The organism is Pseudomonas sp. R43(2017) (assembly GCF_002112345.1).
In the GTDB taxonomy this organism is placed as follows: Bacteria; Pseudomonadota; Gammaproteobacteria; order Pseudomonadales; family Pseudomonadaceae; genus Aquipseudomonas; species Aquipseudomonas kribbensis.
The window spans coordinates 84,014-109,259 of sequence record NZ_NEHJ01000010.1; the positions used below are offsets into that span (position 1 = coordinate 84,014).

Here is a 25,246-nt window from a genome sequence, read left to right on the forward strand (position 1 = left end):
GGCGTACACAAAACCTGTGGGAGCGAGCTTGCTCGCGATGGCCGCGCCGCCGATCAGTGGCCCATCAGCCAGTGCTGGTGCGGCCCCGGCAGGGTCCAGATGCCGAACAGGATCACCAGCAGACCGCCGGCCATGCGCACGCTGCGTTTGCGCAACAGAGCCGTAACCCGCTCGGCTGCCAACCCGGTGGCGAGTAAAACCGGCCAGGTGCCGAGCCCGAAGGCGAGCATCAACAAGGCGCTGTCGAACGCATTGCCCTGACTGGCCGACCACAGCAACGTGCTGTAAACCAGCCCGCACGGCAGCCAGCCCCACAGCGCGCCGAGCAGCAAGGCCCGGGGCAGGCTCGACACCGGCAGCAAGCGATTGGCGACTGGCTGAATGTAGCGCCACAGTCCGCGACCGAGGCTCTCGATGCGGGTCAGGCCACTCCACCATCCGGCCAGGTACAAGCCCATGGCGATCAGCAGCAACCCCGCGAGTACGCGCATGAACAGCGCAGCAGGGCTGTTGGCCACGGCCCATCCTGCCAGCCCGATCAGTAATCCGGCCGTGGCATAACTGAGAATCCGCCCGAGGTTGTACGCCAGCAGCAATCGAAAGCGTCGGCTGCGTTGCTCCTTTGGAATCGCCAGGGTCAGCGCACCCATCAAGCCGCCGCACATGCCCAGGCAATGCCCGCCGCCGAGCAGGCCGAGAATCAGCGCAGACACCAGCAGTGGCGCCAGTTCAAGCATGGGGTGGCGCCTTGTCGTCCGGTTTGACCGGATTGGCTTCATCCACCGCGGCGGTGTGATTCGGGTCCTGATCGTCGAACAGAATGCTGTGGGCCGGGCCGTCGAGGTCGTCGTACTGGCCGCTGTCCACCGCCCAGAAGAAGATGTAGACGGCGATGGCCACGATCAGCAGCGCGGCCGGAATCATCACGTAGAGAGCTGGCATCTGTACTCCATGCCCGCGCGGCTCAGGCCGGCAGCGGGCGGGTTTCTGACGTGGCGTTGACGGCCGGCGCACTCGGCAGGCGAGTCAGGCGCAGGGCGTTGAGCACCACAGTCAGCGAACTGATCGACATGCCGACGGCGGCCCATACCGGAGTGATCCAGCCGAGGGCGGCGAACGGCAACATGAGGCCATTGTACAGCGCGGCCCACAACAGGTTCTCGATGATCACCCGGCGTGTGCGGCGGGCCAGCGAGAAGGCTTGCACCAGCGCGTCGAGCCGGTTGGACAGCAGCACCGCATCGGCACTGGTTTTCGCCAGATCGGTGGCCGAGCCCATGGCCACGCTGATGTCCGCAGCGGCCAGCACCGGCACGTCGTTGACCCCGTCGCCGAGCATCAATACCTTGCGGCCGGCCTTGTGCAGTTGTTGCAGCACTTGCAGCTTGTCGTCCGGACGCAGACCGCCCCGTGCCTCGTCGATGCCCAGTTCGGCGGCGACACTGGCAACCATCGGCGAACTGTCGCCCGACAGCAGCAGCGTGTGCCAGCCGCGGGCCTTGCACGCGGCGAGCAGGGCCGGAGCGTCGTCGCGCAGACGGTCGTCGAGGGCGAACCAGGCCAGCGGCCCATTGCTGTCGCCGAGCAACAGCCATTGGCCCGGTTCTTCGGGCATCTTCGGTACCGGCGCGCCGCTGAGATCACAGACAAAGTCCGCCTGGCCGATGCGTAAACGCTCTTCGCCGACCAGACCTTCAAGGCCCAGTCCCGGCGTGCTGTGAACCTCTTCGGCGGCCAGCGGCGCCCGGCCAAAGGCGCGGGCAATCGGGTGTTCCGAACGGTTCTCCAGCGCGGCGGCGAGGCTCAGGCACTGATCGCTGTCGAGGGCGCCGAGGGGGCGGATCGAGCGCAGCACCAGTCGGCCTTCGGTAAGGGTGCCGGTCTTGTCGAAAATCACCGTGTCGATCTGGTTCAGGCCTTCCAGCACATGACCGCGCGTGAGCAGCAGGCCGAGTTTATGCAGGGTGCCGGTGGCGGCGGTGAGGGCGGTCGGTGTCGCCAGTGACAGTGCACACGGGCAGGTCGCCACCAGCATCGCGAGAACGATCCAGAACGCCCGCGACGAATCCAGCTCCCACCACAGCAGGCCGATGGCGGCTGCCGCGATCAACGACAGCAACAGAAACCATTGCGCGGCACGGTCGGCGATTTCCGCCAGTCGTGGTTTCTCCGCCTGGGCGCGATCCAGCAGGCGAACGATGGCCGACAGCCGCGTGTCCTGACCCAGCGCCTGCACTTCGACGGTCAGCGCACCTTCCACATTCAGCGTGCCGGCGGTCACGGCATCGCCCATCGTGCGCGGTTGTGGCAGGTATTCGCCGGTCAGCAGCGACTCATCGATGCTTGACTGGCCGTCGAGGATCTTGCCGTCCGCCGGCAGCACAGAACCCGGTTGAACCAGCACCCGGTCACCAAGGCGCAGTTCGCTGAGCAGGATGCGTTCACTTTGGCCGGCTTCATCGAGGCGCAGACACGAAGCTGGCAGCAGATTGACCAGTTGTGCTGTGGCGGCGGCGGTGCGTTCCCGGGCGCGGCGTTCCAGGTAGCGTCCGGCGAGCAGGAATAGCGCGAACATCCCGACTGCGTCGAAGTACAGCTCGCCGACCCCGGTGATCGAGGTCCAGATTCCGGCGACATACGCCGCGCCGATCGCCAGCGACACCGAGACATCCATGGTCAGATGTCTAGTGCGCAGGTCACGCATGGCTCCTTTGAAAAACGGCGCGCAGCTGTAGAACACAATCGGCGTGGTCAGGAACAGCGCGACCCAGCGCAGGATAGTGTGCAACTCGGGGCTGAGGTCGATGTTGAATTCCGGCCAGGTGGCCATGGTCGCCATCATCGCCTGGAACCACAGCAGTCCGGCGACGCCGAGTTGGCGCAGGGCGAGGCGGTTTTCGCTGGCCAGTTGTTCGCTGGCGCGGTCGGCCTGATACGGGTGCGCGGCGTAGCCGATGTGGCGCAGTTCGCCGAGGATCTGGCTCAGCGGCAGTTGGGCGTCGGCCCAGCGCACATGCAGGCGATGGTTGGACAGATTCAGCCGCGCCTCGGCCACGGCGGGCAGGGTGCGCAGGTGTTTCTCGATCAGCCAGCCGCACGCGGCGCAACTGATGCCTTCCATCAACAATGTGGTTTCGGCCAGTTCACCTTCGTGGCGCACGAAAGGCTGTTGCACGTCGGCGCGGTCGTACAGCGCCAGTTCGTCCACCAGTTGCACCGGCAGCGCCTCGGGGTTGGCCGAGGCTTCGCTGCGATGCTGGTAATAGCTTTCGAGCCCGCCGGCGACGATGGCTTCGGCTACGGCCTGGCAGCCCGGGCAGCAGAACTCGCGGGACTCCCCGAGCACGACAGCAGTGAAACGGCTGCCCGTCGGAACGGGCAGGGCGCAGTGGTAGCAGGGGAGTGGGGTGGTCATCAGGAGAGTTGCTTACTTGTCCAGGTCTTCCGCGCCTTGCAGCGGTTCGTCACCGAGCAGCAGATCCTTGTCATGGCTGACCACTTCTTCCTCGAACATGCGCCACACCTGGTCACCCTGCGAACCGAGCAATTCGACAAAACGACGGCCTTCGACCTTGTCGTTCACCTGGCCAATGTAACGACCCTGCTCGGTTTCGCTGCGGGTCAGGACAATCTTGCGATCCTTGTCCGGCTGGGTCGGCGAGATCAGGTTCAGTTCCAGGGTTTTCGGCTGGCTGTCGCCGCTCAGGCGCAGGTCGACTTCCCCGGTCACGTCGTCCAGATGCACGTTGGCGCGCATCTTCAGGTTCTGCGCGAGCATTTCACGGTCCAGCGAACGGTTGATGCCCTTGCCGGCCTCGTAGTAGTTGTCGTTGACCAGGTTGTCCGGGTTGTTCACCGCGATGGTCACCATGGACAGCGTCAGGGTTACCGAGCAAGCGAGGATTCCGATGATGATCCACGGCCAGAGATGCTTGTACCAGGGGCTTGCGGCGTTTGCTGCGGGCATGTTCAGTTCTCTCAACGATTTTGTGGGCCGATGAACCGGCTCTTGGCTTCTACGTGGACGCTGTCGTCATCGGCATCCTTGAGGATGAATTTCACCTCGTTGGTGCTCGACGGCAGTTGCTCGGGGGCGCTCGACAGCTCGACCGGCATGCTGAAGATTTCCCCGGCGGGCACCTTGATCTCGCGTCTGCCTTGCAGGCGCAGATCCGGCAAACCGGCGGCCTCCAGCACGTAGGTGTGGTCGCGCTGATCCTTGTTCATGATCTTCAGGCTGTAGACGTTTTCGATCCGGCCTTCGGCGTTTTCGCGGTACAGCACCCGGTCCTTGCTGACGTCGAAGCCCACCAGCGAACGCATGAAGAAGGCCGTCACCAACAGGCTGATCATCGCCAGCAGCACCACGGCATAACCGATCAGGCGCGGACGCAGTTTATGGGTTTTCTGCCCGGACAGGTTGTGTTCGGTGGTGTAGCTGATCAGCCCGCGCGGGTAGTCCATCTTGTCCATGATGCTGTCGCAGGCATCAATGCACGCGGCGCAGCCGATGCACTCGATCTGCAGGCCGTCGCGGATGTCGATGCCGGTCGGGCAAACCTGAACGCACATGGTGCAGTCGATGCAGTCGCCCAGGCCCTGAGCCTTGTAGTCGACGCCTTTCTTGCGCGGGCCACGGCTTTCGCCGCGACGCGGATCATAGGAAACGATCAGCGTGTCCTTGTCGAACATCACGCTCTGGAAGCGCGCATACGGGCACATGTAGATGCACACCTGCTCACGCAGCCAGCCGGCGTTGCCGTAGGTGGCGAGGGTGAAGAAGCCGACCCAGAAATACGACCAGCCATCGGCCTGGCCTGTGAAGAAGTCGAATACCAGTTCGCGGATCGGCGAGAAGTAGCCGACGAAGGTCATGCCGGTGACGAAACCGATCAGCAGCCACATGGCGTGCTTGGCGAACTTGCGCAGGAACTTGTTGGCGCTCATCGGCGCCTTGTCGAGCTTGATGCGCTGGTTGCGGTCGCCTTCGGTGACCTTCTCGCACCACATGAAAATCCACGTCCACACGCTTTGCGGACAGGTGTAGCCACACCAGACCCGGCCGGCGTACACCGTGATGAAGAACAGGCCGAACGCGGCAATGATCAGCAGGCCCGAAAGCAGAATGAAATCCTGGGGCCAGAAGGTGGCGCCGAAGATGAAGAACTTGCGTTCCGGCAGGTTCCACCACACGGCCTGGTGGCCACCCCAGTTCAGCCACACCGTACCGAAATACAGCAGGAACAGCGCCGTGCCGCCCATCATCCGCAGATTGCGGAACAGGCCGGTGAAAGCACGGGTGTAGATTTTTTCTCGAGAGGCGTAAAGGTCGACGCTGTTGTTCGCGTTCTTGTTGGGGGGCGTGACGTCGTGTACCGGAATCTGATTACTCATCATTGCATCCCACGGCAGTGGAAAAATGCCTCGGTCGATACGTGCCGGCCGGGGTCAGAAAGGGTGTTGCAGTGGCGCAATGATACGCCTGTGATGCCGACGAACGGGTGCGACCTTTGGTCGCGTTGGGGAAAAAACCTGAATGGTGTAGCGAATGTAACAAAGCATGATGCAGATCAATTGACTATAGACGATCCCTGATCCTGCTTTGGCGAACGGCTTCCCCGGATCGCGCGACATCAAACCAGTTTTCCGCCTCCGAGGCTGTCCAGCCCGCTGTCTTTCTCCTTCCCGGTTCGCTCGACGGTTTTCCTGTTGTCGTTGCCGGGATCTTCTGCTGGTGAGTCTTCAATATCCGGATCGGTGTAAATGAAATCATCACGGGGTTGCACGCAGTCGTGATCGGATTCTCGCATCGGTTTTCTTCCTTGAATTGAGTGCGTCGAACGATGTTCCTGAGGTCTTCCGTCAGGCAGAACAGCAAGCTACAGGGCACATCATCAATCGTCTATCGAGCATTCGTCGCAAATCATGAAGGTGCCGGAATGCAAAAGGCCCCGCCGGTTCTCACTGGCGGGGCCTTTGTTTGCTTCAAGCGTCGGCCTTACTGGGCCTCGGCTTCCGGTGCTTTTTCACCATGGGACAGGCTGTAAACATAAGCCGCCAGCAGGTGAACCTTGTCGTTGCCTTGCAGTTGTTCCTGAGCAGGCATCTGGCCCTGACGGCCGTAACGGATGGTCTGCTGCAGTTGCGCGAAGCTCGAACCGTAGATGAACGCGGCCGGGTGGGTCAGGTTAGGGGCGCCCATTGCCGGGGTGCCTTTGCCTTCCGGACCGTGGCAGGCCACGCAGTTGGCGGCGAACAGTTTCTGGCCGTTGGCCGGGTCTGCCTTGGTGCCTTCCGGCAGCTTGCGGCCATCGAGGTTGGTCAGCACGAAGGCCGCCACGTCGGCCACACCTTGTTCACCGATCACTTCCGCCCAGGCCGGCATCACCGCGTGACGGCCGCCCATGATGGTGGTCTTGATGGTTTCCGGCTCGCCGCCCCAGCGCCAGTCGGCGTCGGTCAGGTTGGGGAAGCCATAAGCGCCCTTGGCGTCGGAGCCGTGGCAGACCGAGCAGTTGGAGGCGAAGAGACGGCCACCCATCTTCAGGGCTTGCGGATCCTTCGCGACTTCCTCGATCGGCATCGCCGCGAACTTGGCGAAGATCGGACCGAACTTGGCGTCCGAGCGAGCCATTTCCTTTTCCCACTCGTGAACGCCGGTCCAGCCGGTCTGGCCGTTGGCGAACGGGGTCTGTTTTTCGTTATCGAGGTAGTTGTAGCCCGGCAGCAGACCTTTCCAGCTGCCCAGGCCCGGGTACAGCACCAGATAACCCAGGGCGAAGACGATGGTGCCCACGAACAGCATGAACCACCATTTCGGCAGCGGGTTGTCGTACTCCTCGATCCCGTCGAAGGAGTGGCCGACCGTCTCGTCGGTCTGCTCGGTGCGCTGGCCCTTGCGGGTCGACAGCAACAGCCAGGTCAGGGAAAAGATCGTACCGAGACTGAGGACTGTGACGTACAGACTCCAGAATGTAGTCATTCTTTGTTACTCCTAGAAGCTTGCTCGACGTGCTTGATGGCTTCGGGATCATCCGCGAAGGGCAGCAAGGTCGCGTCTTCAAACTCCGACTTGCGCTTGGGGCTGAACACCCACAACGCCAGGCCGATGAAGGCAACCATCACGACAACGGTGCCCAGGCCTCGAATCATCCCGATATCCATTAAGAATCACCGTTTGCTTTTGATGATGGTGCCCAGGCCTTGCAGATAGGCCACCAGCGCGTCCATTTCGGTTTTACCCTTCACAGCGTCTTTTGCACCGGCAATGTCTTCGTCGGTGTAAGGGACGCCGAGCGTGCGCAACACTTCCATTTTCTTGGCCGTGTCTTTGCCGTCGAGCTTGTTTTCCACGAGGAACGGGTAAGCCGGCATTTTCGACTCAGGCACCACGTTGCGCGGGTTGTACAAGTGCGCACGTTGCCAGTCATCGGAGTAACGACCGCCGACACGGGCCAGGTCCGGACCGGTACGCTTGGAACCCCACAGGAACGGGTGATCCCAGACGCTTTCACCGGCGACCGAGTAGTGGCCGTAGCGTTCGGTTTCGGCACGGAACGGACGGATCATCTGCGAGTGGCAGCCGACACAGCCGTTGGCGATGTAAACGTCGCGGCCTTCCAGTTCAAGGGCGGTGCGCGGCTTCATGCCTTCGACCGGCTTGTTGGTGACGTCCTGGAAGAACAGCGGAACGATTTGGGTCAGGCCACCGACGCTGACGGCGATGACCATGAAGAAGGCCAGCAGGCCAATATTCTTCTCGACAGCTTCATGCTTCATCAGTGAGCTCCAACTACGGCGATCTTGGCGGCGGCTTCAGCTTCAGCCGGGTCCGAGGCGCGAACGGTGCGCCACACGTTGTAGGCCATCAGGAACATGCCGCTGGCGAAGAACGCACCGCCCAGGGCACGAACGATGTAGCCAGGGTGGCTGGCCTGCAGCGCTTCGACGAACGAGTAGGTGAGGGTGCCGTCGTCGTTGATTGCACGCCACATCAGGCCTTGGGTGATGCCGTTGACCCACATCGAAGCGATGTACAGCACGGTGCCGATGGTCGCGAGCCAGAAGTGCGCGTTGATCAGACCGACGCTGTGCATCTGCGCACGGCCGAACAGTTTCGGGATCATGTGGTAGATCGCGCCGATCGAGATCATCGCCACCCAGCCGAGCGCGCCGGCGTGTACGTGGCCGATGGTCCAGTCGGTGTAGTGCGAGAGCGAGTTGACGGTCTTGATCGCCATCATCGGACCTTCGAAGGTCGACATGCCGTAGAACGCCAGGGAGACCACGAGGAAGCGCAGGATCGGGTCGGTGCGCAGCTTATGCCAGGCGCCCGACAGGGTCATCATGCCGTTGATCATGCCGCCCCAGCTTGGTGCCAGCAGGATGATCGACATCGCCATGCCCAGCGATTGCGCCCAGTCCGGCAGTGCGGTGTAGTGCAGGTGGTGCGGGCCGGCCCAGATGTACAGGGTGATCAGTGCCCAGAAGTGCACGATCGACAGGCGATAGGAGTAGATCGGACGTTCGGCCTGTTTCGGCACGAAGTAGTACATCATCCCCAGGAAGCCGGTGGTCAGGAAGAAACCCACGGCGTTGTGGCCGTACCACCACTGGATCATCGCGTCGGTCGCACCGGCGTAGGCCGAGTAGGACTTGAAGAAGCTGACCGGCAGCGAGGCGTGGTTGACGATGTGCAGCATCGCGGTCACGACGATGAACGCGCCGTAGAACCAGTTACCCACGTAAATGTGTTTGGTCTTGCGCTTGGTGATGGTGCCGAAGAACACCAGACCGTAGGTGACCCAGACAATGGCCAGCAAAATGGCGAGGGGCCATTCCAGTTCCGCGTATTCCTTGGTGGTGGTGTAACCCAGCGGCAAGGTAATGATCGCGCCGACGATGACCGCTTGCCATCCCCAGAAGGTGAAGGCCGCGAGGCTGTCGGAAATCAGTCGCGTCTGGCAGGTTCGCTGCACGACATAGTAGGAAGTGGCAAACAGTGCACAACCACCGAAGGCGAAAATCACCAGGTTTGTGTGCAACGGGCGCAGGCGTCCAAAGCTCGTCCACGGCAGACCGAAGTTCAACTCCGGCCAGACCAGTTGCGAGGCAATGAAGACACCGAGCCCCATGCCAAGGATCCCCCAGACCACCGTCATGATGGCGAACTGGCGGACTACCTTATAGTTATAAGCAGTCGGACTGATTGCTGTGCTCATTCTAAGGTTCCACGGTTTGGGTGTTTTATTAGGATTAAAATCGGCCGCAAGTATGTAGAAAGCAGGGGGTCAATGCAACGCGCCATGACCTGGGTCAATGCTTTCCAACGCTGATTCTGCGGCCTTTCCATGCGCCGCGTAAGGACAAAATTGCCCTCGGGCAAAATGTCGCAGCGGACGAAAAAAGCGAGGGGTTCCGGTCGGATGTAACGGGGTGTGTTCGAACGCTCGGTTCGGGTGACGGACGGTAATCGGCACGACAGCCGGTATCTACCGGCCTTTGCGGCCATGTCAGTCAGCCGATTCGTTCAACGCCTCGCTCGGGGTCGACCTGGAACCGGCACGGGCCAGTCCGCATCGAGCAAGCGTAGACCCGAATCCGGGGAACCGAAAGGAGAGGGCAAGAAGGGGTGCGACAATGCGTCGCAAAGAGGCTGGAAACTGCCGCACCGAAAACGTGCGGCAGTGTTGTACTCAATAATTACTGTTTGTTGTCTTCAGTAATCAGTTTTTCTGTATTCAATCCATGGCTAAGGCTGTACACATAAGCGGCCAGCAATTGCACTTTATCGTTGCCCAGCAGCTCGTTCTGAGCTGGCATGTGACCCTGACGACCATGGCGAATGGTCTGCTCAAGCTGGGTCAGGCTGGTGCCATAGATAAATCCGGCCGGGTGCGTCAGATTCGGCGCACCCATGGCTTCAGTGCCCTGGCCGGTTGCCCCATGACAGGCTACGCACATGGTGCTGAACGTCTGCTGTCCGGCTTGCAGGTCGGCCTTGTTGTCCGCCGGCAGGGGCAGCCCGGCCAGTTCGTGACGCACGTAAGCGGCGACGTTTTTCACGCCCACCTCACCGAGCGACTCGCCCCAGGCCGGCATCGCCGCGATCCGGCCACCCATGATGGTGGTCTTGATCGTCTCGGCACTGCCGCCCCAGCGCCAGTCCTGGTCGGCGAGGTTAGGGAAGCCGAAGGCACCCTTGGCGTCCGAACCGTGGCACACCGAGCAGTTGGAGGCGAACAGACGGCCACCCATTTTCAGCGCCTGCGGATCCTTCGCCACTTCTTCCACCGGCATGGCGGCGAACTTGGCGAAGATCGGCCCGAACTTGGCGTCAGCCTTGCTCATTTCCTTTTCCCACTCGTGGACGCCGGTCCAGCCGTCCTCGTAGCCGGGCAGGATGCCTTTCCAGTTGCCCAGGCCCGGATACAGGATCAGATAGCCCACGGAAAACACCAGCGTGCCGGCGAACAGCATGAACCACCACTGCGGCAGCGGGTTGTCGTACTCCTCGATGCCGTCGAAGCTGTGGCCCATGGTCTGGTCGACGCTGCCCTTGGTCTCGCCCCGACGGGTGCCGACCAGCAGCCAGGTCAGGCCGATCAGGCTGCCGATGGTCAGTACGCAGATCCACGTACTCCAGAAGGTGGTCATGGCCGGGTACTCCTTGTTTCAGATGCTTGGGTTGGGTCGGGTTGCGGTTCGTCGGCAAACGGCAGCAGGCGCGCTTCGGCGAATTCCGGCGTGCGCTTGCGGTTGAACACCCACAGGGTCAGGCCGACGAAGGCCACGAACACCACGACCGTGCCGAGGCCGCGAATCAGCCCCGCGCTCATTTCTAAGGCCATCTCGATCACCTCTTGCTCTTGATCGCAGTGCCGAGCACTTGCAGGTAGGAGACGAGGGCGTCCATTTCGGTCTTGCCCTTGAGGCTGGCCACCGCGCCGCTGATGTCGTCGTCGGTGTACGGCACGCCGAGGGTGCGCATGACCTTGAGCTTGGTTTCGGTGTGGCTGCTGTCGACCGGTTGGGTGACCAGCCATGGGTAGGCCGGCATTTTCGATTCCGGTACGACGTTGCGCGGGTTGTACAAGTGCGCGCGGTGCCAGTCATCCGAGTAACGCGAACCGACCCGGGCCAGGTCCGGACCGGTACGCTTGGAGCCCCACAGGAACGGGTGATCCCACACGCTTTCGCCGGCCACCGAGTAGTGGCCGTAGCGTTCGGTTTCAGCGCGGAACGGACGGATCATCTGCGAGTGGCAACCGACGCAGCCTTCGCGGATGTAGATGTCGCGGCCTTCCAGTTGCAGCGCGGTGTAGGGCTTCATGCCTTCCACCGGTTTGTTGGTCACGTCCTGGAAGAACAGCGGGACGATCTGGGTCAGGCCGCCGATGCTCACGGCAAACACCATCAGCAGCATCAGCAGGCCGACGTTCTTTTCAATCGTTTCGTGTTTCATGGCGGACTCCTCAGGCCATCTGCGCGGCAGCAACGACGTCAGCAGGCTGCGAGGCCCGCACGGTGCGCCAGGTGTTGTAAGCCATCAGGAACATGCCGCTGAGGAAGATCGCCCCGCCAATCAGCCGCACGACGAAGCCAGGGTGGCTGGCCACCAGGGTTTCGACGAAGGAATAGGTCAGCGTGCCGTCCTCGTTCACTGCGCGCCACATCAGGCCCTGGGCGATGCCGTTGACCCACATCGAGGCGATGTACAAAACGGTGCCGATGGTCGCGAGCCAGAAGTGCGCGTTGATCAGGCCGATGCTGTGCATCTGCTCTTTGCCGAACACTTTCGGGATCATGTGGTACAGCGCGCCGATGGAAATCATCGCCACCCAGCCGAGGGCGCCGGCGTGTACGTGGCCGATGGTCCAGTCGGTGTAGTGGGAGAGGGCGTTCACTGTCTTGATCGCCATCATCGGACCTTCGAAGGTCGACATGCCGTAGAACGCCAGCGACACCACGAGGAAGCGCAGGATCGGGTCGCTGCGCAATTTATGCCAGGCGCCCGAGAGGGTCATCATGCCGTTGATCATGCCGCCCCAGCTCGGTGCCAGCAGTACCAGTGACATCACCATGCCCAGCGACTGCGCCCAGTCCGGCAGCGCGGTGTAGTGCAAATGGTGCGGGCCGGCCCAGATGTACAGGGTGATCAGCGCCCAGAAGTGCACGATCGACAGGCGATACGAATACACCGGGCGTTCGGCCTGTTTCGGCACGAAGTAGTACATCATCCCGAGGAAACCGGCGGTGAGGAAAAAGCCCACGGCGTTGTGGCCGTACCACCATTGCACCATCGCGTCGGTTGCACCGGCGTACACCGAGTACGACTTGGTGAAGCTCACCGGCAACTCAAGGTTGTTGACGATGTGCAGGATCGCCACGGTGATGATGAACGCGCCGAAGAACCAGTTGCCCACATAAATGTGCTTGGTCTTGCGCTGCATGATCGTGCCGAAGAACACGATGGCGTAGGCGACCCAGACGATGGTGATCAGGATGTCGATCGGCCATTCCAGTTCGGCGTATTCCTTGGAGCTGGTGTAACCCAGCGGCAGGCTGATGGCCGCCAGCAGGATCACCAGTTGCCAGCCCCAGAAGCAGAAGGCGGCGATTTTCGGCGCAAACAGTTGTGTCTGGCAGGTGCGCTGCACCGAGTAGAACGAACTGGCGAACAAGGCACAGCCGCCGAACGCGAAGATCACCGCGTTGGTGTGCAGCGGGCGCAGGCGTCCGAAGCTGGTCCACGGCAGGTTGAAGTTGAGTTCGGGCCAGACCAATTGAGCCGCGAGAAAAACCCCGAGCCCCATGCCGACGATGCCCCACACCACCGTCATAATGGCGAATTGGCGGACCACCTTGTAGTTGTAGGCGGTACTGATAGAAGTGTTCATGGTTCCCCATCCACGGTTCAGCCGAAGTGAGCGCGCGCAGAAAACGCCGCGAATCCTTCGCCTGGAGTTATAGGCAGACTAAAAGCGAGGCAAGCATGGACAAACAGCACAAGGCCAGTATTGACGGGGATCAATGGGCGCAGTGCCTGCGGGATCACGGGTGGCTTTGGGATGCCGCTGTTGGGGAGGCTTCGGCGACGCTCATTCTTGCCCATGGTGCGGGGGCGCCGATGGATAGCGACTGGATGAACGATATGGCTGGGCGCCTTGCTGGGCTTGGGGTGAATGTGTTGCGGTTTGAGTTTCCTTATATGGCGCAGCGGCGGGTAGATGGGGTTAAGCGGCCGCCGAATCCTGCGGGGAAATTGCAGGAGTGCTGGCGGGAGGTTTATGGCTTGGTGCGACTTCATGTCGCTGGGCCGCTCGCGATTGGCGGGAAGTCCATGGGGGGGCGGATGGCGAGTCTCTTGGCTGATGAGTTGGGGGCTGATGCGTTGGTTTGCCTTGGTTATCCGTTTTATGCGGTTGGGAAACCTGAGAAACCGCGGGTCGAACATCTGGCTTCTTTGTTGACTCGGACTTTGATTGTCCAAGGCGAGCGTGATGCTCTTGGCAATCGGGACGCTGTCGAGGCTTACGATCTATCGCCGAGTATTGAGGTGTTTTGGCTGGCGGCGGGGGATCATGATTTGAAGCCGCTCAAGGTTTCCGGGTTTACGCATGAGCAGCATTTGGCTGCCGCCGCGCAGAAAGTGGCCGCGTTTCTCAAGCACTGATCGAGATTTTGACCGGCGTGAAGATCGGCTCCCTTCCCCCTCGCCCCCATTGGGGGAGAGGGCTGGGGTAGATCTTGAACGTTGCACCCTTTTCGATCTGTGTGCATATCCATTGCTGCGGTTAAGCCCACCTAGGGTTTCGCCCTGACGGCGACTCACTTTTTTTACAAACGCCTAAAAAAAGTAAGCAAAAAAACGCTTGCTCCTACGTTCGGCCCGCTCGCTAAGGCTCGGGGTTCCTTCGCTCCGGGATTCATCCGGGGGGCATCGCCTACGGTTTGCTTCGCTGCACCTCCTCTCGATGTGTTTGGCTTCGCCAAACGGTCGCTGCGCTCCCACCCCCGGATAAATCCCTCCACTCAGCCTTCCGACGTCGCCCGTGGATCAAGATCAAAAGCGGTACTCGAGCTAACGCTCATCGTTTTGAGTGGTTAGAAGCGGAGGTGAGCTGCTTTCGTTTTCTGTGGGAGCCAGCCTGCTGGCGATGGCGGCCTACGAGCCGACCAATCTCTTGCAGACTGCATGTAATACCTGTGGGAGCGAGCTTGCTCGCGAAAGCGGCCTGACAGCCGACCAGTTTCTTGCGGACTGCATGCAATCCCTGTGGGAGCGGGCTTGGTCCGGGCGGCGATCCGACGAAAGCGGTCTGCCAGAGCACAGCGAAGGAACGGTCAAACATCCGGCTTTTTGGCGCATAAACGTAATTCTGCAAGCACGTTTAAAGTACACGAACCGTTACGCCATAAGGGCTACAACACCTTGCGTCGTTGCCTACGCGTACGCCAGAATCCGCCGGCTTACGCGGTTTGGAAAGGGCTATATCGTTTCCCTGTCACTGAAAAACAGTGATCGGGTTTGGTAGCCCGCTTCGAAACCGTCGTATGGCGTCACCATATGCAGTCCCTTATTTGGGGCTCAGTTTTTTATGGTGGGCATGCGCGGGGCTCCTTTGTGAGCGCCGGGTTTCCCGTTTCGACCGGTCTACCAACCCGCGTATGGCCACCACCCTTCGTTTGGTAGCGAGGGTGATGGCTCCTAAACATTCGAAACTGGAGTTACGTCTATGTTCAAAGCCACACCAAACCCACCAGAAACCGATTCAATCCCCTACGACGCCGCCCTCGAAGCCGAAAACATAAAAACGGCAACCGAGCGGGCGATCAATCATTACCTCGATCCTGGGGCGCAGAAGACGTCCAAGCCATCGCGCAAGCCCGGCAGGATCTATCTGGTCAATCCAACGGTGGATGACGAAACGCTGCTGGTCGAAGCGTGCGAAACGCTGTCGTCGGCCAGTGACATGGCCCGGGATATCGGCGACACCGTCGATCCGTCGCAGCGCAAGGCGATACAGATACTGCAGCAGGTCATCATGCTGAGTGAGCTGCTAGTCAATCGTGTGCTGGATAACCATCACGTCTCGCGGTAGTTGCCGCCTCGGTGAGGGGCTTGTCCCCTCACTGCCTGGCAGCCGTCTACACAAATCCTCAAGCGACTCTTGTCCGGAGTTCCAGCTGATGTCCACGACCGTCATTCCACCGTTAGAAGATCCGGTGTCCCCCTACGAGTTTCCCGATTCAAGAAAACTCCACGACGCCGCCGAACGCGCCCTCGACTATTACTTGACCCCCGCAGCCAAGATCATGGCCACCCCCTACACCCCAAACGACATGTTCAGGGTCAACCCGCAAATTGACACGGAATCCCTGCTGGCCAATGCCTGCGAATCCCTCGCGTCAGCCACGGTCATGCTCGGTGACTTCGCCGGCCTGCTGGAAGGGCCGAACCGCAAGACCCTGTTGGGCATTGCGCAAGTGGTGATGTTGGGCGAGTTGGCGGTGAATCAGGCGCTCGATAACCTCGTGCCGAAGGAGTAAGTACCAAGGCAATAAAAAACCCGGAAGCTCTCGCTATCCGGGTTTTTTTCTGCCTTGCTGTAGGCGAGCTCCGAGAGCTGGCAGGCCAGTTGATCAAAAGTCGTCGAGGTCGGGATAGACGATTTTCCCCACAACCCATGGCTCAACAATCTCGCAATGCACCGTACGCAGAAATGAACCCCACTCACTCCGGTTATGGGCATCCGGGCCTGTGATTGTCAGCAAAAGATATTCATCCCGGAAAGCGTCGTAGGCGTAGATAAGCCAGAAGTCGTTGTCAGGATCATCAACCAAGGCAGTTCGATAATACTGGCGGTCTATTTTTGCCCACCGTGACTGGGTCGCTTGGGTGCTGGCCAGGTGGATGTGATGCATATCGCTGAGGTCGAGTCGTTCGTCTCGCCCAAAAATAGCGGGCAGTTCACCGCAAACTTTGTAGTTATAAAAATGAGCGGCGAAGTTTTTCCAGTTGTTGATTTGTTCGAAAAGCGCAGAGATTTTGACTGCTGGCATCTATGGCTACTTTGTTATGGGTAGCTTGCCAGTGATCACATATTTATCGAACGCTTTCTGCCCATCACGCGCGGCTTGCCGGACATCAAGAAAAGTCAGTTCATCGCGAATGACTTTTTTAACCGGCTTGTCGATCTTTCTGGTGGTGGCCATCGGAGCCTCCAAAGGAGATGTATTCATACTGACCAGCTTAAGGGATTGGATTTCTACCGGCAAACGATAGAACTGACCCCAAAGGTGCACCAGTCAGCGGATTCTGGCGTGCTTGTAGGGCATGGCGCCCCGATGTGTAGTCACGCCGTAAGCCACAATAAAAAACCCGGAAGCTCTCGCTATCCGGGTTTTTTGTATTGCAGATCAATCAGCGGTTAAACCGCTCCACCAACGAATACTGCGTGTTGGCAGTCTTGGTCAGCTCTTCACTCAGCAACGCCGAGTTATGCGCCTGTTCCGAGGTCTGGTCCGCCAGTTCCGAGATGTTGCTGATGTTGCGGCTGATTTCTTCAGCCACGGCACTTTGCTCCTCGGTCGCGGCGGCGATCTGGGTGGTCATGTCGGTGATGTTGGCCACCGCTTCGCTGATGCCCACCAGGGCCTGATCCGCTTCCAGTACCCGCGCAACACCTTCTTCCGCCTGGCGATGGCCGGCTTCCATGGTTTGCACGGCGCTGGATGCGGTCTGTTGCAGCTTGGCGATCAGGGCGTGGATCTGGCCGGTGGATTCGCTGGTGCGTTGTGCCAGTTGGCGGACTTCGTCGGCGACCACGGCAAAACCACGGCCCATTTCGCCGGCGCGGGCTGCTTCAATCGCAGCGTTGAGTGCCAGCAGGTTGGTCTGGTCGGCGATGCCTTTGATCACGTCGACCACGCCGCCGATTTCGTCGCTGTCCTTGGCCAGTTGGGTGACGGTCAGACCGGTTTCACCCACGACTACGGACAGACGCTGGATGGCTTCGCGGGTTTCCCCGGCGATGTCGCGGCCGCGACCGGTCAGGCGGTTGGCTTCCTGGGTGGCGTCGGCGGTGCGTTGGACGTGGCTCGCCACTTCTTGCGTGGTGGCAGCCATCTGGTTGACGGCGGTGGCGACCTGTTCGGTTTCCACGCGCTGACGTTCCAGACCGCTGGAGCTGTTGTGCGCCAGGGCGTCGGACTGTTTGGCCTGATCGGTCAGGTGCTCGGCGGTGTCCTGCAGGCGGGTCAGGCAGGTTTTCAGGCGGGCTTCCTGGCTGAGGATCGACATCTCCAGACGCGCCTGGGCGCCACGGCTGTCGGTGTACATCTGCGCGATCAACGGGTCGGACGTGGTTTGCTCGGCCAGACGCAGCAGGCGCTTGAGCCCGCGTTGTTGCCATTGCAGGCCCAGCAGGCCCAGCGGCACCGACAGGCCGGCGGCGAGGGCGAAGCCCCACTGCGAGTTCAGGGTGGCGCCGATCATGAAGCTCAACTGGCTGACCAGAATGAACGGCAGCCAGTCCTGCACGATCGGCAGCCATTTGTCGCTCGAAGGAATCGCCGACTTGCCCTGGTTGATGCGTTGGTAGAGCGCTTCGGCACGGCGGATCTGTTCGGCGGACGGTTTGACCCGTACCGACTCGTAACCGACCACCTGACTGCCATCGAACACCGGCGTTACATAGGCGTTCACCCAGTAATGATCACCGGTCTTGCAGCGATTCTTGACAATGCCCATCCATGGCAAGCCTTGTTTCAGTGTGCCCCACATGTGCGAAAACACCGCCGCCGGGACGTCAGGGTGACGAACCAGGTTGTGCGGCGCACGGATCAGTTCCTCACGCGAAAACCCGCTGATTTCGACGAAAGCGTCGTTGCAGTAGGTGATCACGCCTTTGGCGTCGGTTGTGGAAATCAACCGTTGCTGAGCCGGGAAAGTCCGTTCGCGTTGTGTAATGGGCTGGTTATTACGCATGGTTTTTCAATCCGCAAGGCTTTGAAAGGTTGTCGGCGGGGTCGGCGATTTGTTGAAGTTTTTTTTCATTTATAAGTACGGCGTCGCAAAACGGGGCTTGCCTCAGCCGGCGAGCATCGGATAGGTGAACAGGCCGAAGTGCAGCAGGTTCAGACCAAAGTGCGTGGCGATCGCTGCAGCAAGCCCGCCAAACCGGTAGGCCAGACCATAGCCGACACCCGCCAGGCCCGCCAGCAACACCCATTGCCAGCCGGCGCCCACATGCACCAGGCCGAACAGCAGGGACGCCAGCAATAGCGCGAGGTTGTCGCCGTAGGGCAGGTGTTTGAATTGCCGACTCAAGCCGCCCTGTATATAGCCGCGAAACAGCGCTTCTTCGACCAGCGTCACCAGCAGCAGGTTGTTCAGCACCCACAGCCACGCCTGATCCGGCCATTTCGGTGCCCAGGTGATCATGCCCAGCAACACCGCGCCGCCGAGCGCCAGAATCACGCTTAACGTAAGTGCCAGCGCGGTGGCATAAACCGTCAGGCGCAACGAGCGCCGCGCGACAATCCACGGGCAGACCAGCAGCAGCCAGAAACCAATCAGCGGTTTGTCGAGGTTCACGAACATCGAGAATGGCACGGCGTTGTCGGTGAAACGCTGCGCGGGAATGGCCCGGCCGTTATAGAAGCCCGGCAGCCAGTGCAGGGCCAGTGCCACGGCCAGCACGATAAACAGGCCATGACCGAGAAAACGCCCGACCGGCACGGTTTGCTGGCGCACGGCGTAACCGGCGAAAACCAGCAGTGCAATGGAGATCAGCGCCAGCCAGCCGAGCTGGCCGAAACTCAGCGCCAATCCGTAACCAAGGCTGAGAAGCCCGAGATAGAGCCATGGCAGAGCTGTCATGGAAAGTCCTTGTGCACGATTTGTGGACAGGCTTTCTACACGGGTGGGGGCGAGGGGACAAGTGAAGGTGTAGCGAGAAACCGGGACAACAACAAAGCCATTGGCCAAACACAAATCCCAATGTGGGAGCGGGCTTGCTCCGGGCGGCGATTCGACGAATGCGGTGTGTCAGCTAACAGATTTGCTAAATGTTACAACGCCTTCGCGAGCAAGCCCGCTCCCACAAGGGATTTATATTCCACCAGGGATTTTGTTTTTGGCTGGTGATCAGCGCAGATTGAGCTTCGCCGCCGCGCGCTCGGTGATTTCCCGGCGCAGTTTCAGCGAAGGCGCCGCACGATTGCGCGCCTCATCGACAATCCCGCTCGGCGCAGTGTCCGGGCTGCCCGAATCAAACGGAGGCGCCGGTGCATATTCCAGCTGCAACTGCACCAGTTGCGCCGTGTCGGCACCGACCAGTTCCTGCGCCAGGGTCAGGGCAAAATCGATCCCTGCCGTGATGCCGCCCCCGGTAAACAGATTGCCGTCACGCACCACCCGATCCTTCACCGGCATCGCGCCCAGTGTTGGCAGCAGATCGTGATAAGCCCAATGCGTAGTCGCCCGTTTGCCCTGCAACAGTCCCGCCGCGCCGAGCACCAGCGAACCGGTGCACACCGACGTCACATAGCGCGCCTTTGCAGCTTGCGACTTGATAAACGCCAGCGTCTGCTCATCTTCCATCAACGGCCCGACCCCGGCGCCGCCGGGAACGCAGATCACATCCAGATCCGGGCAATCCTCGAAGGTAGTGGTCGGTTTCAGCAGCAACCCGGTGCTGGAAGTCACCGGCACCAGATCCTTCCAGACCAGATGCACCTGCACGTCCGGCAACGAGGCCAGTACGTCATACGGGCCGGTGAGGTCGAGTTGCTGCACCTGGGGAAACAACAGAAAACCGATCTGCAACGCCATGATTCATCTCCGTGAAAAGGGGGGTAGACGGCTTCACTGTAGGCGCGTAGGTTTTGGCGTATACGCCAATCAGCCCTCGAATTACGCCAAATGCCGAAAACCATCCACGTCCTCGCTTTCGCCAATGTGCAACTGCTCGACGTTACCGGGCCGTTGCAAGTCTTCGCCTCGGCTAACGACATAGCCCGTCAGCAGGGTTTGCCTGCGCCGTACGCGCCAACGGTCATCGCCAGCGGCGGCGGGGCGGTGAACTCTTCTGCCGGGTTGGCGATGCTGGCCGAACCGCTGCCGAAACAGCCCAGCGATACCCTGATCATCGCCGGCGGCTGGGGCGTGTATGCGGCCTCCGAAGATGTCGAGTTGGTGAGCTGGGTGCGCGAACACGCCAACGGATGCCGGCGTGTGGCTTCGGTCTGCACCGGCGCATTTCTGCTGGCCGCCAGCGGCTGGCTCGACGGCCGCCGGGTCGTCACCCACTGGACCCGCTGCGAGCAACTGGCACAGAAACACCCGCGCTTGCAGGTCGAACCGAATCCGATCTTCATCAACGACGGCCCGGTCTGGACCTCGGCGGGCGTCACCGCCGGCATCGACCTGGCGCTGGCCATGGTCGAAGACGACCTCGGTCGCGACATGGCCCTGGACGTCGCCCGGCAACTGGTGGTGTTCCTCAAGCGCCCGGGCGGGCAGTCGCAATTCAGCGTGACGCTGTCACTGCAAAAACAGGGCAACCGCTTCGACGATCTGCACGCGTGGATTGCCGAACACCTGACTTGCGATCTGGGCATCCCGACCCTCGCCGAACAGGCCGGCATGAGCGAACGCAGCTTCGTGCGCCACTACCGCGCCGACACCGGCCAGACCCCGGCCCGTGCCATCGAATTGATCCGCGTCGAGACTGCGCGCCGGTTGCTGAGCGATACCGGGTTGCCGGTCAAACGGGTCGCGGCCAATTGTGGATTTGGCAGTGAAGAGACGTTAAGACGCAGTTTCCTGCGGGCCATGGGCGTGACGCCGCAGGCGTATCGGGAGCGGTTTTCGGTCAGTGCCGGAGCAGATCCAGTAATGCCTTGAGCGTCTCGTTCGGAGCTTCCTCGGGAATGTTATGCCCGACACCGGCCAGCACCCGCCGCTCGTAAATCCCGGTGAAGTGGTGCGCATCTTCATCGTCCTCCGGTGCCGGGCCGACGCCATCATCGGCACCGCAAAGCGAAATCGTCGGAACGCTGATCGCCGGTTGTTTTACCAGCGCCTTCTCCATCCACTCCAGCGCCGGATCCCCCGGCGCATACATGAAGCGATGACGATAAGAGTGAATCACTACCTCGACGAAATCCGGGTTGTCGAACGCCGGTGCGCTCAGCGGAAAACGCTCGGCGTTCCGCGCCCAGGTCGGTGACCACAACTGCCAGAGCAACTCGCACAGTTCCCGACGATTCTGCGTCAGTCCTTCAACGCCACGGGGCGTGTGGAAGTAGTACTGATACCAGAAGCGATGCTCGGTCTCGGGATCCAGCGGCTGGATTGAATTCGGAATGTCCTGCAGGTTATAGCCATCGCCCGTCACCAACCCCCGCACACGCACGGGAAACAGTGCCGCCACAATGCACGCCGCCCGACCACCCCAGTCGTAACCGCAAAGCGTCGCCTGCTCGATACCCAGTGCGTCCATCAGATCCAGCAGATCCTGAGCCAGCGCCGCCTGCTGGCCGGAACGCAGCGTGTCCGGGCTGTTGAAACGGGTCGGCCCGTAACCGCGCAGATACGGCACGATCACCCGGTAGCCTTTGGCGGCGAGGGGCGGGGCGATTTCGTCGTAGGCGCGGGGAGAGTAGGGGAAACCATGGAGAAGGATGACCGGCGTGCCGTTTTCCGGGCCGTGATGCTCATAGGCGATGGTCAGGCTTGGGGTTTGGCTGAATCGGATTTCGGCACGGGTCATGGAAAGTCTCCTTACACCTCGGCTTCCGCCACCTGATTGAAATACTTGCTCCGATCCGGCGTAAACGTCACCACCATTTTCGTCCGCGAGCAGGTCATGGCCCGTTCGGCAGCCAGATCAATATCCAGATCTTCCCCCCGCAACCCCTGCCACTGGGCGAGGTATTTCAGCGATCCGTACTTTTCATTCTTCTTCAGGCTGCGACTCACGCCACCTTTCCAGCCCAGTACCGGCAGTTCATTGGCACTGCAGCGCTGGGCGAGGTCGGGGAAGCGGGCGGCGCGCTGGCGGCCGATTTCCCAGCATTTGATCAGGCCCTTGTCGGCGGCTTCCCACAGTTCGTCGCGGGTCAGGCCCGTGCGCAGAGGGGAATCGATGGGGCGGTGGATGCGTTGGCTCATTCTGGTTCCTTGAATCGGGTTTTTATTGGACAGCTCCGCTGTGCCCGTTGCGGTGGATGGTAGGGGGGGATGTAACCGCTGGCAACAAGGTATTTCGGGGTGTAAGTGCGAGTTGCGGGCCAAGCGTTACACGGGGTTGGCAGGTTTTTGTAGGCCTTGCCATCAACAAGTTGTATCGAAAGGAATCGATTGTGTGGGCGAGCCCTTCAACCGCAAGGCTCGGGGGTGTTTGCCGCTCGTAGGTGGCCATCCTACAAGCGGCGATTGGGGTTGAGATCTTTCTTACAGGCACTGGCGAATAAGGATGACTACGGCTGCCAGTAATTCTTCTCCCCACTCAACTTGCGATCCAGAAAACTCGCCGCACTGATCAACGCCAGATGGGTCAACGCCTGAGGCGTATTGCCCAGATGCCGGCCACGATTGTCGAACTCTTCGGCATACAGCCCCAGCGGATTGGCATAACGCAGCAGTTGCTCGAACTCCAGATGAGCCTTTTCCAGTTGCCCGGCGCGGGCCAGACATTCCACGTACCAGAACGAGCACGCGGCGAAGGCGCCTTCGGTGCCGGACAAACCGTCGATCCCCGAATCGTCATTGCGATAGCGGTAAACCATGCCGTCGCGCACCAGATGTTTTTCGATGGCCTCCAGTGTCGCGAGCCAGCGCGGGTCCTTGGCGCTGACGAAACGCACCAGCGGCATCAGCAGCATCGAGCCGTCCAGCGCGGTGCCGCCCTGGTACTGCACGAAATGCCCGCGCTCCGGGTTCCAGAAGTTGTCCCAGATGTCGGTGTGGATTGCCTGGCGGGTCTGGTCCCAGCGGGCGAAGGGCGCCGGCAGCGAGCGTTTCGAGGCCAGGCGGATCGCGCGGTCCAGCGCCACCCAGCACATTAGTCGTGAGTGCAGGAAGTGATGTTGCTCACCGCGCATTTCCCAGATGCCTACATCCTTGGTCTGCCAGGTCTCACACACCTGATCGACCACTTCCATCACATGTTTCCAGCCTTCGTGGGAAATCGCGTCGCCGTATTTGTTGACCAGATAAACGGCGTCCATCAGTTCGCCGAAGATATCCAGTTGAATCTGGTCGTAGGCGCCATTGCCGATGCGCACCGGTTTCGCGCCGCCATGCCCGGACAAGTGCGTGAGTTCGGTTTCCGGCAGTTCCTGGCGGCCGTCGATGGCGTAGAGGATGTTCAGCTTCATCGGCTGGCCGCTGCAATCACTGACCCGCCCGCGCAGCCAGCGCATGTAGCCGTTGGCTTCGTCGACAAAGCCCAGGCGCATGAAGGCGTAAACAGTGAACGAGGCGTCGCGGATCCAGGTGTAGCGGTAATCCCAGTTGCGTTCGCCGCCGGGTGTTTCCGGCAGGCCGAAGGTGGCGGCGGCGAGGATTGCGCCGTGCTGGCGCGAGGTCAGCAGCTTCAGGGCGAGGGCAGAACGGTTGACCATTTCCCGCCAGCGGCCGCGATAGTTGGACTGGCCGATCCAGTCACGCCAGAACTTCAGCGTGCGTTCGATGCACAGCTTGGCGGCCCCTTCGGCGAAGCGCGGATCGTCGCTGGCGCCGAGCATGAACGCTGCCGTTTCATCCTGCTTGAGGGTGAATTGCCCGATTGCCGCATCGTGATCGACGCTCAAGGCTTGATCCGAGGCCAGCCGCAGTGTCGGCTGCCCGCTGGCACTGAACAGCACATCCTTCTTGTCGATAACGGCGCGCGTTTCAGCGCGGGCGTAGTCATGTCGAACGGCGCAGCGCAGATGAAACGTTGCCTGGCCGCTGACCACCCGAACCCGGCGGATCAAAACCGGTAACGCCTCATCGTTGTCGCCAATGGGCAGCAGGTCGGTGATTTCCACCACGGCATGGTCGCTGAGCCAGCGGGTTTGCAGGACGTTGGTGTCCGGCAGGTAGATCTGCTCGCGCCGGGCATCGGGCAGGTCCGGGGCCAACTGGAAAATCCCGGCGTCGGGCGTGTCCAGCAGCGAACAGAAGATCGACGGGCTGTCGAACTCCGGCCAGCAGAAGAAATCCACGCTGCCCTTGTCATTGACCAGCGCGGCACTGCGCATGTCGCCAATGATGCCGTGGGCATCGATGGGGCTTTGTCGTTCGGAATGATGCTCAGCCATTGCCACGGAACTCCGGATAGAGGCTCATGCCGCCGTCGATGAACAGGGTGGTGCCGACGATGTAGTCGGAGGCATCGGAGGCGAGAAACACCACCGCGTTGGCCACGTCCTCGACATCGCCGATGCGCCCGTAAGGGATGAGTTTGAGCAAAGCCTGGCCGGCGTCGCCTTCGGTGGCTTCTTTATTGATCGCCGTGCGAATCGCCCCCGGCGCGATGCCGTTGATACGGATGCGCTGGTGGCTGACTTCCTGGGCCAGGGTCTGCATCAATTGATCGACCCCGCCTTTGGACGCTGCGTAGTTCACATGCCCGGCCCACGGAATGCGCTGGTGCACCGAGCTCATGTGGATGATCTTGCCGGCGGCCCGGGACACGCCTTCGCGCACGCCCTGACTAAGGAAGATCCGCAGCGCGGCGCGGGCGCAGAGGAACTGGCCGGTGAGGTTGACGCCGATCACCGTGTTCCAGTCGGCCAGCGACATATCCACAGCCGCCGCGTCTTTTTGCAGGCCGGAATTGGCCACCAGAATGTCCAGCGTGCCGAAGGCGTCGAGGGTCTGCTGGAACAGTCGCTCCACGTCCTCTTCCTTCGAAACATCGGCACCGATGGCGATGGCCTGGCCACCGTCGGCGACGATCTGCCGGGCCAGCGCTTCGGCGGGTTCAGCCTGGCGGTTGTAGTTGATGACCACCGCGGCACCGGCGGTGGCCAGGGCTTTGGCGGCGCCATGGCCGATGCCGGAACTGGCACCGGTGACGAGTGCTACCTGGCGGGCGAGGGAAATCTGCATGCAGGGTCGCGCCTTGGGTTGAGGGCTTACTTAGCTGACTGGCGGCTGGCGACGAGAGTTCATCCGCAGACATGAAAAGATCGACAGCTTCGTGCCACAGCGATTGGCCCTGCACACCACAGGGACTTCACATTC

General features: G+C 61.1%; 27 protein-coding genes. 4 read left to right on the plus strand and 23 right to left on the minus strand.

The genetic code is table 11. From position 1 onward, the window contains the following. Positions 1 to 53: 53 nt before the first annotated feature. From CAG02_RS25475 to ccoN (CAG02_RS25535), 14 genes are all read right to left on the minus strand, one after another. On the minus strand, positions 54 to 737 hold the full coding sequence (locus CAG02_RS25475) for a sulfite exporter TauE/SafE family protein (protein ID WP_085711936.1): 684 nt from the start codon (positions 735 to 737) through the stop codon (positions 54 to 56). Next, entirely contained in the window at positions 730 to 942 is a 213-nt protein-coding gene (ccoS, locus tag CAG02_RS25480; RefSeq protein WP_085711937.1) for a cbb3-type cytochrome oxidase assembly protein CcoS, read from the minus strand. The genes CAG02_RS25475 and ccoS overlap by 8 nt, the downstream gene beginning before the upstream one ends. A gap of 22 nt (positions 943 to 964) precedes the next feature. After that, positions 965 to 3,415 (minus strand): heavy metal translocating P-type ATPase, encoded by a 2,451-nt coding sequence (locus CAG02_RS25485; RefSeq protein WP_085711938.1) that lies wholly within the window; start codon positions 3,413 to 3,415, stop codon positions 965 to 967. 12 nt (positions 3,416 to 3,427) lie between these two features. Further along, on the minus strand, positions 3,428 to 3,967 hold the full coding sequence (locus CAG02_RS25490; protein WP_085711939.1) for a FixH family protein: 540 nt from the start codon (positions 3,965 to 3,967) through the stop codon (positions 3,428 to 3,430). Between the two features lie 11 nt (positions 3,968 to 3,978). Next, positions 3,979 to 5,394 carry a cytochrome c oxidase accessory protein CcoG gene (ccoG, locus tag CAG02_RS25495; protein ID WP_085711940.1) on the minus strand — a complete coding sequence of 472 codons (1,416 nt, stop codon included), beginning with the start codon at positions 5,392 to 5,394 and terminating at the stop codon, positions 3,979 to 3,981. Between the two features lie 239 nt (positions 5,395 to 5,633). Continuing rightward, positions 5,634 to 5,810 (minus strand): hypothetical protein, encoded by a 177-nt coding sequence (locus CAG02_RS29875; RefSeq protein ID WP_170931645.1) that lies wholly within the window; start codon positions 5,808 to 5,810, stop codon positions 5,634 to 5,636. A 188-nt stretch (positions 5,811 to 5,998) separates the two neighbouring features. After that, a complete protein-coding gene (ccoP, locus tag CAG02_RS25500) occupies positions 5,999 to 6,982 on the minus strand; it encodes a cytochrome-c oxidase, cbb3-type subunit III (RefSeq protein WP_085711941.1) in 984 nt (327 codons plus the stop codon). Beyond that, positions 6,979 to 7,164 carry a CcoQ/FixQ family Cbb3-type cytochrome c oxidase assembly chaperone gene (locus tag CAG02_RS25505; protein ID WP_003175465.1) on the minus strand — a complete coding sequence of 62 codons (186 nt, stop codon included), beginning with the start codon at positions 7,162 to 7,164 and terminating at the stop codon, positions 6,979 to 6,981. The genes ccoP (CAG02_RS25500) and CAG02_RS25505 overlap by 4 nt, the downstream gene beginning before the upstream one ends. Positions 7,165 to 7,170: 6 nt before the next feature. Beyond that, complete coding sequence (ccoO, locus tag CAG02_RS25510) at positions 7,171 to 7,779, minus strand: cytochrome-c oxidase, cbb3-type subunit II (RefSeq protein ID WP_007905434.1); 609 nt, start codon at positions 7,777 to 7,779, stop codon at positions 7,171 to 7,173. Next, complete coding sequence (gene ccoN, locus CAG02_RS25515; RefSeq protein ID WP_085711942.1) at positions 7,779 to 9,221, minus strand: cytochrome-c oxidase, cbb3-type subunit I; 1,443 nt, start codon at positions 9,219 to 9,221, stop codon at positions 7,779 to 7,781. The genes ccoO (CAG02_RS25510) and ccoN (CAG02_RS25515) overlap by 1 nt, the downstream gene beginning before the upstream one ends. Positions 9,222 to 9,702: 481 nt before the next feature. Then, positions 9,703 to 10,656 (minus strand): cytochrome-c oxidase, cbb3-type subunit III, encoded by a 954-nt coding sequence (ccoP, locus tag CAG02_RS25520; protein ID WP_085711943.1) that lies wholly within the window; start codon positions 10,654 to 10,656, stop codon positions 9,703 to 9,705. Further along, the gene (locus CAG02_RS25525) at positions 10,653 to 10,850 is read right to left on the minus strand and encodes a cbb3-type cytochrome c oxidase subunit 3 (protein WP_085690240.1); all 198 of its coding nucleotides are present in this window, start codon (positions 10,848 to 10,850) and stop codon (positions 10,653 to 10,655) included. Before CAG02_RS25525 ends, ccoP (CAG02_RS25520) begins: the two co-directional genes overlap by 4 nt. 5 nt (positions 10,851 to 10,855) lie before the next feature. Then, a complete protein-coding gene (gene ccoO, locus CAG02_RS25530) occupies positions 10,856 to 11,464 on the minus strand; it encodes a cytochrome-c oxidase, cbb3-type subunit II (protein ID WP_085700207.1) in 609 nt (202 codons plus the stop codon). Between the two features lie 10 nt (positions 11,465 to 11,474). Next, the gene (ccoN, locus tag CAG02_RS25535) at positions 11,475 to 12,899 is read right to left on the minus strand and encodes a cytochrome-c oxidase, cbb3-type subunit I (RefSeq protein ID WP_011333291.1); all 1,425 of its coding nucleotides are present in this window, start codon (positions 12,897 to 12,899) and stop codon (positions 11,475 to 11,477) included. A 95-nt stretch (positions 12,900 to 12,994) separates the two neighbouring features. Here ccoN (CAG02_RS25535) and CAG02_RS25540 point away from each other — a divergent pair, with 95 nt between their 5' ends. The 3 genes from CAG02_RS25540 (at position 12,995) to CAG02_RS25550 (ending at position 15,552) form a co-directional block, all read left to right on the plus strand. Further along, positions 12,995 to 13,675, plus strand: a complete 681-nt coding sequence (locus tag CAG02_RS25540) for an alpha/beta family hydrolase (protein ID WP_085711944.1) — start codon at positions 12,995 to 12,997, stop codon at positions 13,673 to 13,675. 1,063 nt (positions 13,676 to 14,738) lie between these two features. Beyond that, complete coding sequence (locus CAG02_RS25545) at positions 14,739 to 15,104, plus strand: DUF6124 family protein (protein ID WP_085711945.1); 366 nt, start codon at positions 14,739 to 14,741, stop codon at positions 15,102 to 15,104. Positions 15,105 to 15,192: 88 nt separating this feature from the next. Continuing rightward, positions 15,193 to 15,552, plus strand: a complete 360-nt coding sequence (locus CAG02_RS25550) for a DUF6124 family protein (protein ID WP_085711946.1) — start codon at positions 15,193 to 15,195, stop codon at positions 15,550 to 15,552. 93 nt (positions 15,553 to 15,645) lie between these two features. On the opposite strand, the gene CAG02_RS25555 is transcribed toward CAG02_RS25550, so the two are convergent. From CAG02_RS25555 to inhA, 5 genes are all read right to left on the minus strand, one after another. Then, positions 15,646 to 16,065 carry a type II toxin-antitoxin system YafO family toxin gene (locus CAG02_RS25555; protein WP_085711947.1) on the minus strand — a complete coding sequence of 140 codons (420 nt, stop codon included), beginning with the start codon at positions 16,063 to 16,065 and terminating at the stop codon, positions 15,646 to 15,648. A gap of 6 nt (positions 16,066 to 16,071) precedes the next feature. After that, positions 16,072 to 16,218 carry a hypothetical protein gene (locus CAG02_RS29880; protein WP_165369536.1) on the minus strand — a complete coding sequence of 49 codons (147 nt, stop codon included), beginning with the start codon at positions 16,216 to 16,218 and terminating at the stop codon, positions 16,072 to 16,074. Between the two features lie 208 nt (positions 16,219 to 16,426). After that, entirely contained in the window at positions 16,427 to 17,992 is a 1,566-nt protein-coding gene (locus CAG02_RS25560; protein WP_085711948.1) for a PAS domain-containing methyl-accepting chemotaxis protein, read from the minus strand. 102 nt (positions 17,993 to 18,094) lie between these two features. Continuing rightward, entirely contained in the window at positions 18,095 to 18,886 is a 792-nt protein-coding gene (locus CAG02_RS25565; protein WP_085711949.1) for a CPBP family intramembrane glutamic endopeptidase, read from the minus strand. A gap of 267 nt (positions 18,887 to 19,153) precedes the next feature. Continuing rightward, positions 19,154 to 19,840: an isonitrile hydratase gene (gene inhA, locus CAG02_RS25570; protein ID WP_085711950.1), complete on the minus strand. Its 687-nt coding sequence runs from the start codon at positions 19,838 to 19,840 to the stop codon at positions 19,154 to 19,156. 90 nt (positions 19,841 to 19,930) lie between these two features. Here inhA and CAG02_RS25575 point away from each other — a divergent pair, with 90 nt between their 5' ends. Further along, complete coding sequence (locus tag CAG02_RS25575) at positions 19,931 to 20,914, plus strand: GlxA family transcriptional regulator (RefSeq protein ID WP_085711951.1); 984 nt, start codon at positions 19,931 to 19,933, stop codon at positions 20,912 to 20,914. On the opposite strand, the gene CAG02_RS25580 is transcribed toward CAG02_RS25575, so the two are convergent. From CAG02_RS25580 to CAG02_RS25595, 4 genes are all read right to left on the minus strand, one after another. Then, on the minus strand, positions 20,883 to 21,782 hold the full coding sequence (locus tag CAG02_RS25580) for an alpha/beta fold hydrolase (RefSeq protein ID WP_085711952.1): 900 nt from the start codon (positions 21,780 to 21,782) through the stop codon (positions 20,883 to 20,885). The genes CAG02_RS25575 and CAG02_RS25580 overlap by 32 nt on opposite strands. Before the next feature lie 11 nt (positions 21,783 to 21,793). Next, on the minus strand, positions 21,794 to 22,183 hold the full coding sequence (locus CAG02_RS25585; RefSeq protein ID WP_085711953.1) for a hypothetical protein: 390 nt from the start codon (positions 22,181 to 22,183) through the stop codon (positions 21,794 to 21,796). 308 nt (positions 22,184 to 22,491) lie between these two features. Further along, complete coding sequence (locus tag CAG02_RS25590; protein ID WP_085711954.1) at positions 22,492 to 24,318, minus strand: glycoside hydrolase family 15 protein; 1,827 nt, start codon at positions 24,316 to 24,318, stop codon at positions 22,492 to 22,494. Beyond that, a complete protein-coding gene (locus CAG02_RS25595) occupies positions 24,311 to 25,111 on the minus strand; it encodes a glucose 1-dehydrogenase (protein ID WP_085711955.1) in 801 nt (266 codons plus the stop codon). Before CAG02_RS25595 ends, CAG02_RS25590 begins: the two co-directional genes overlap by 8 nt. Between the last annotated feature and the right edge of the window lie 135 nt (positions 25,112 to 25,246).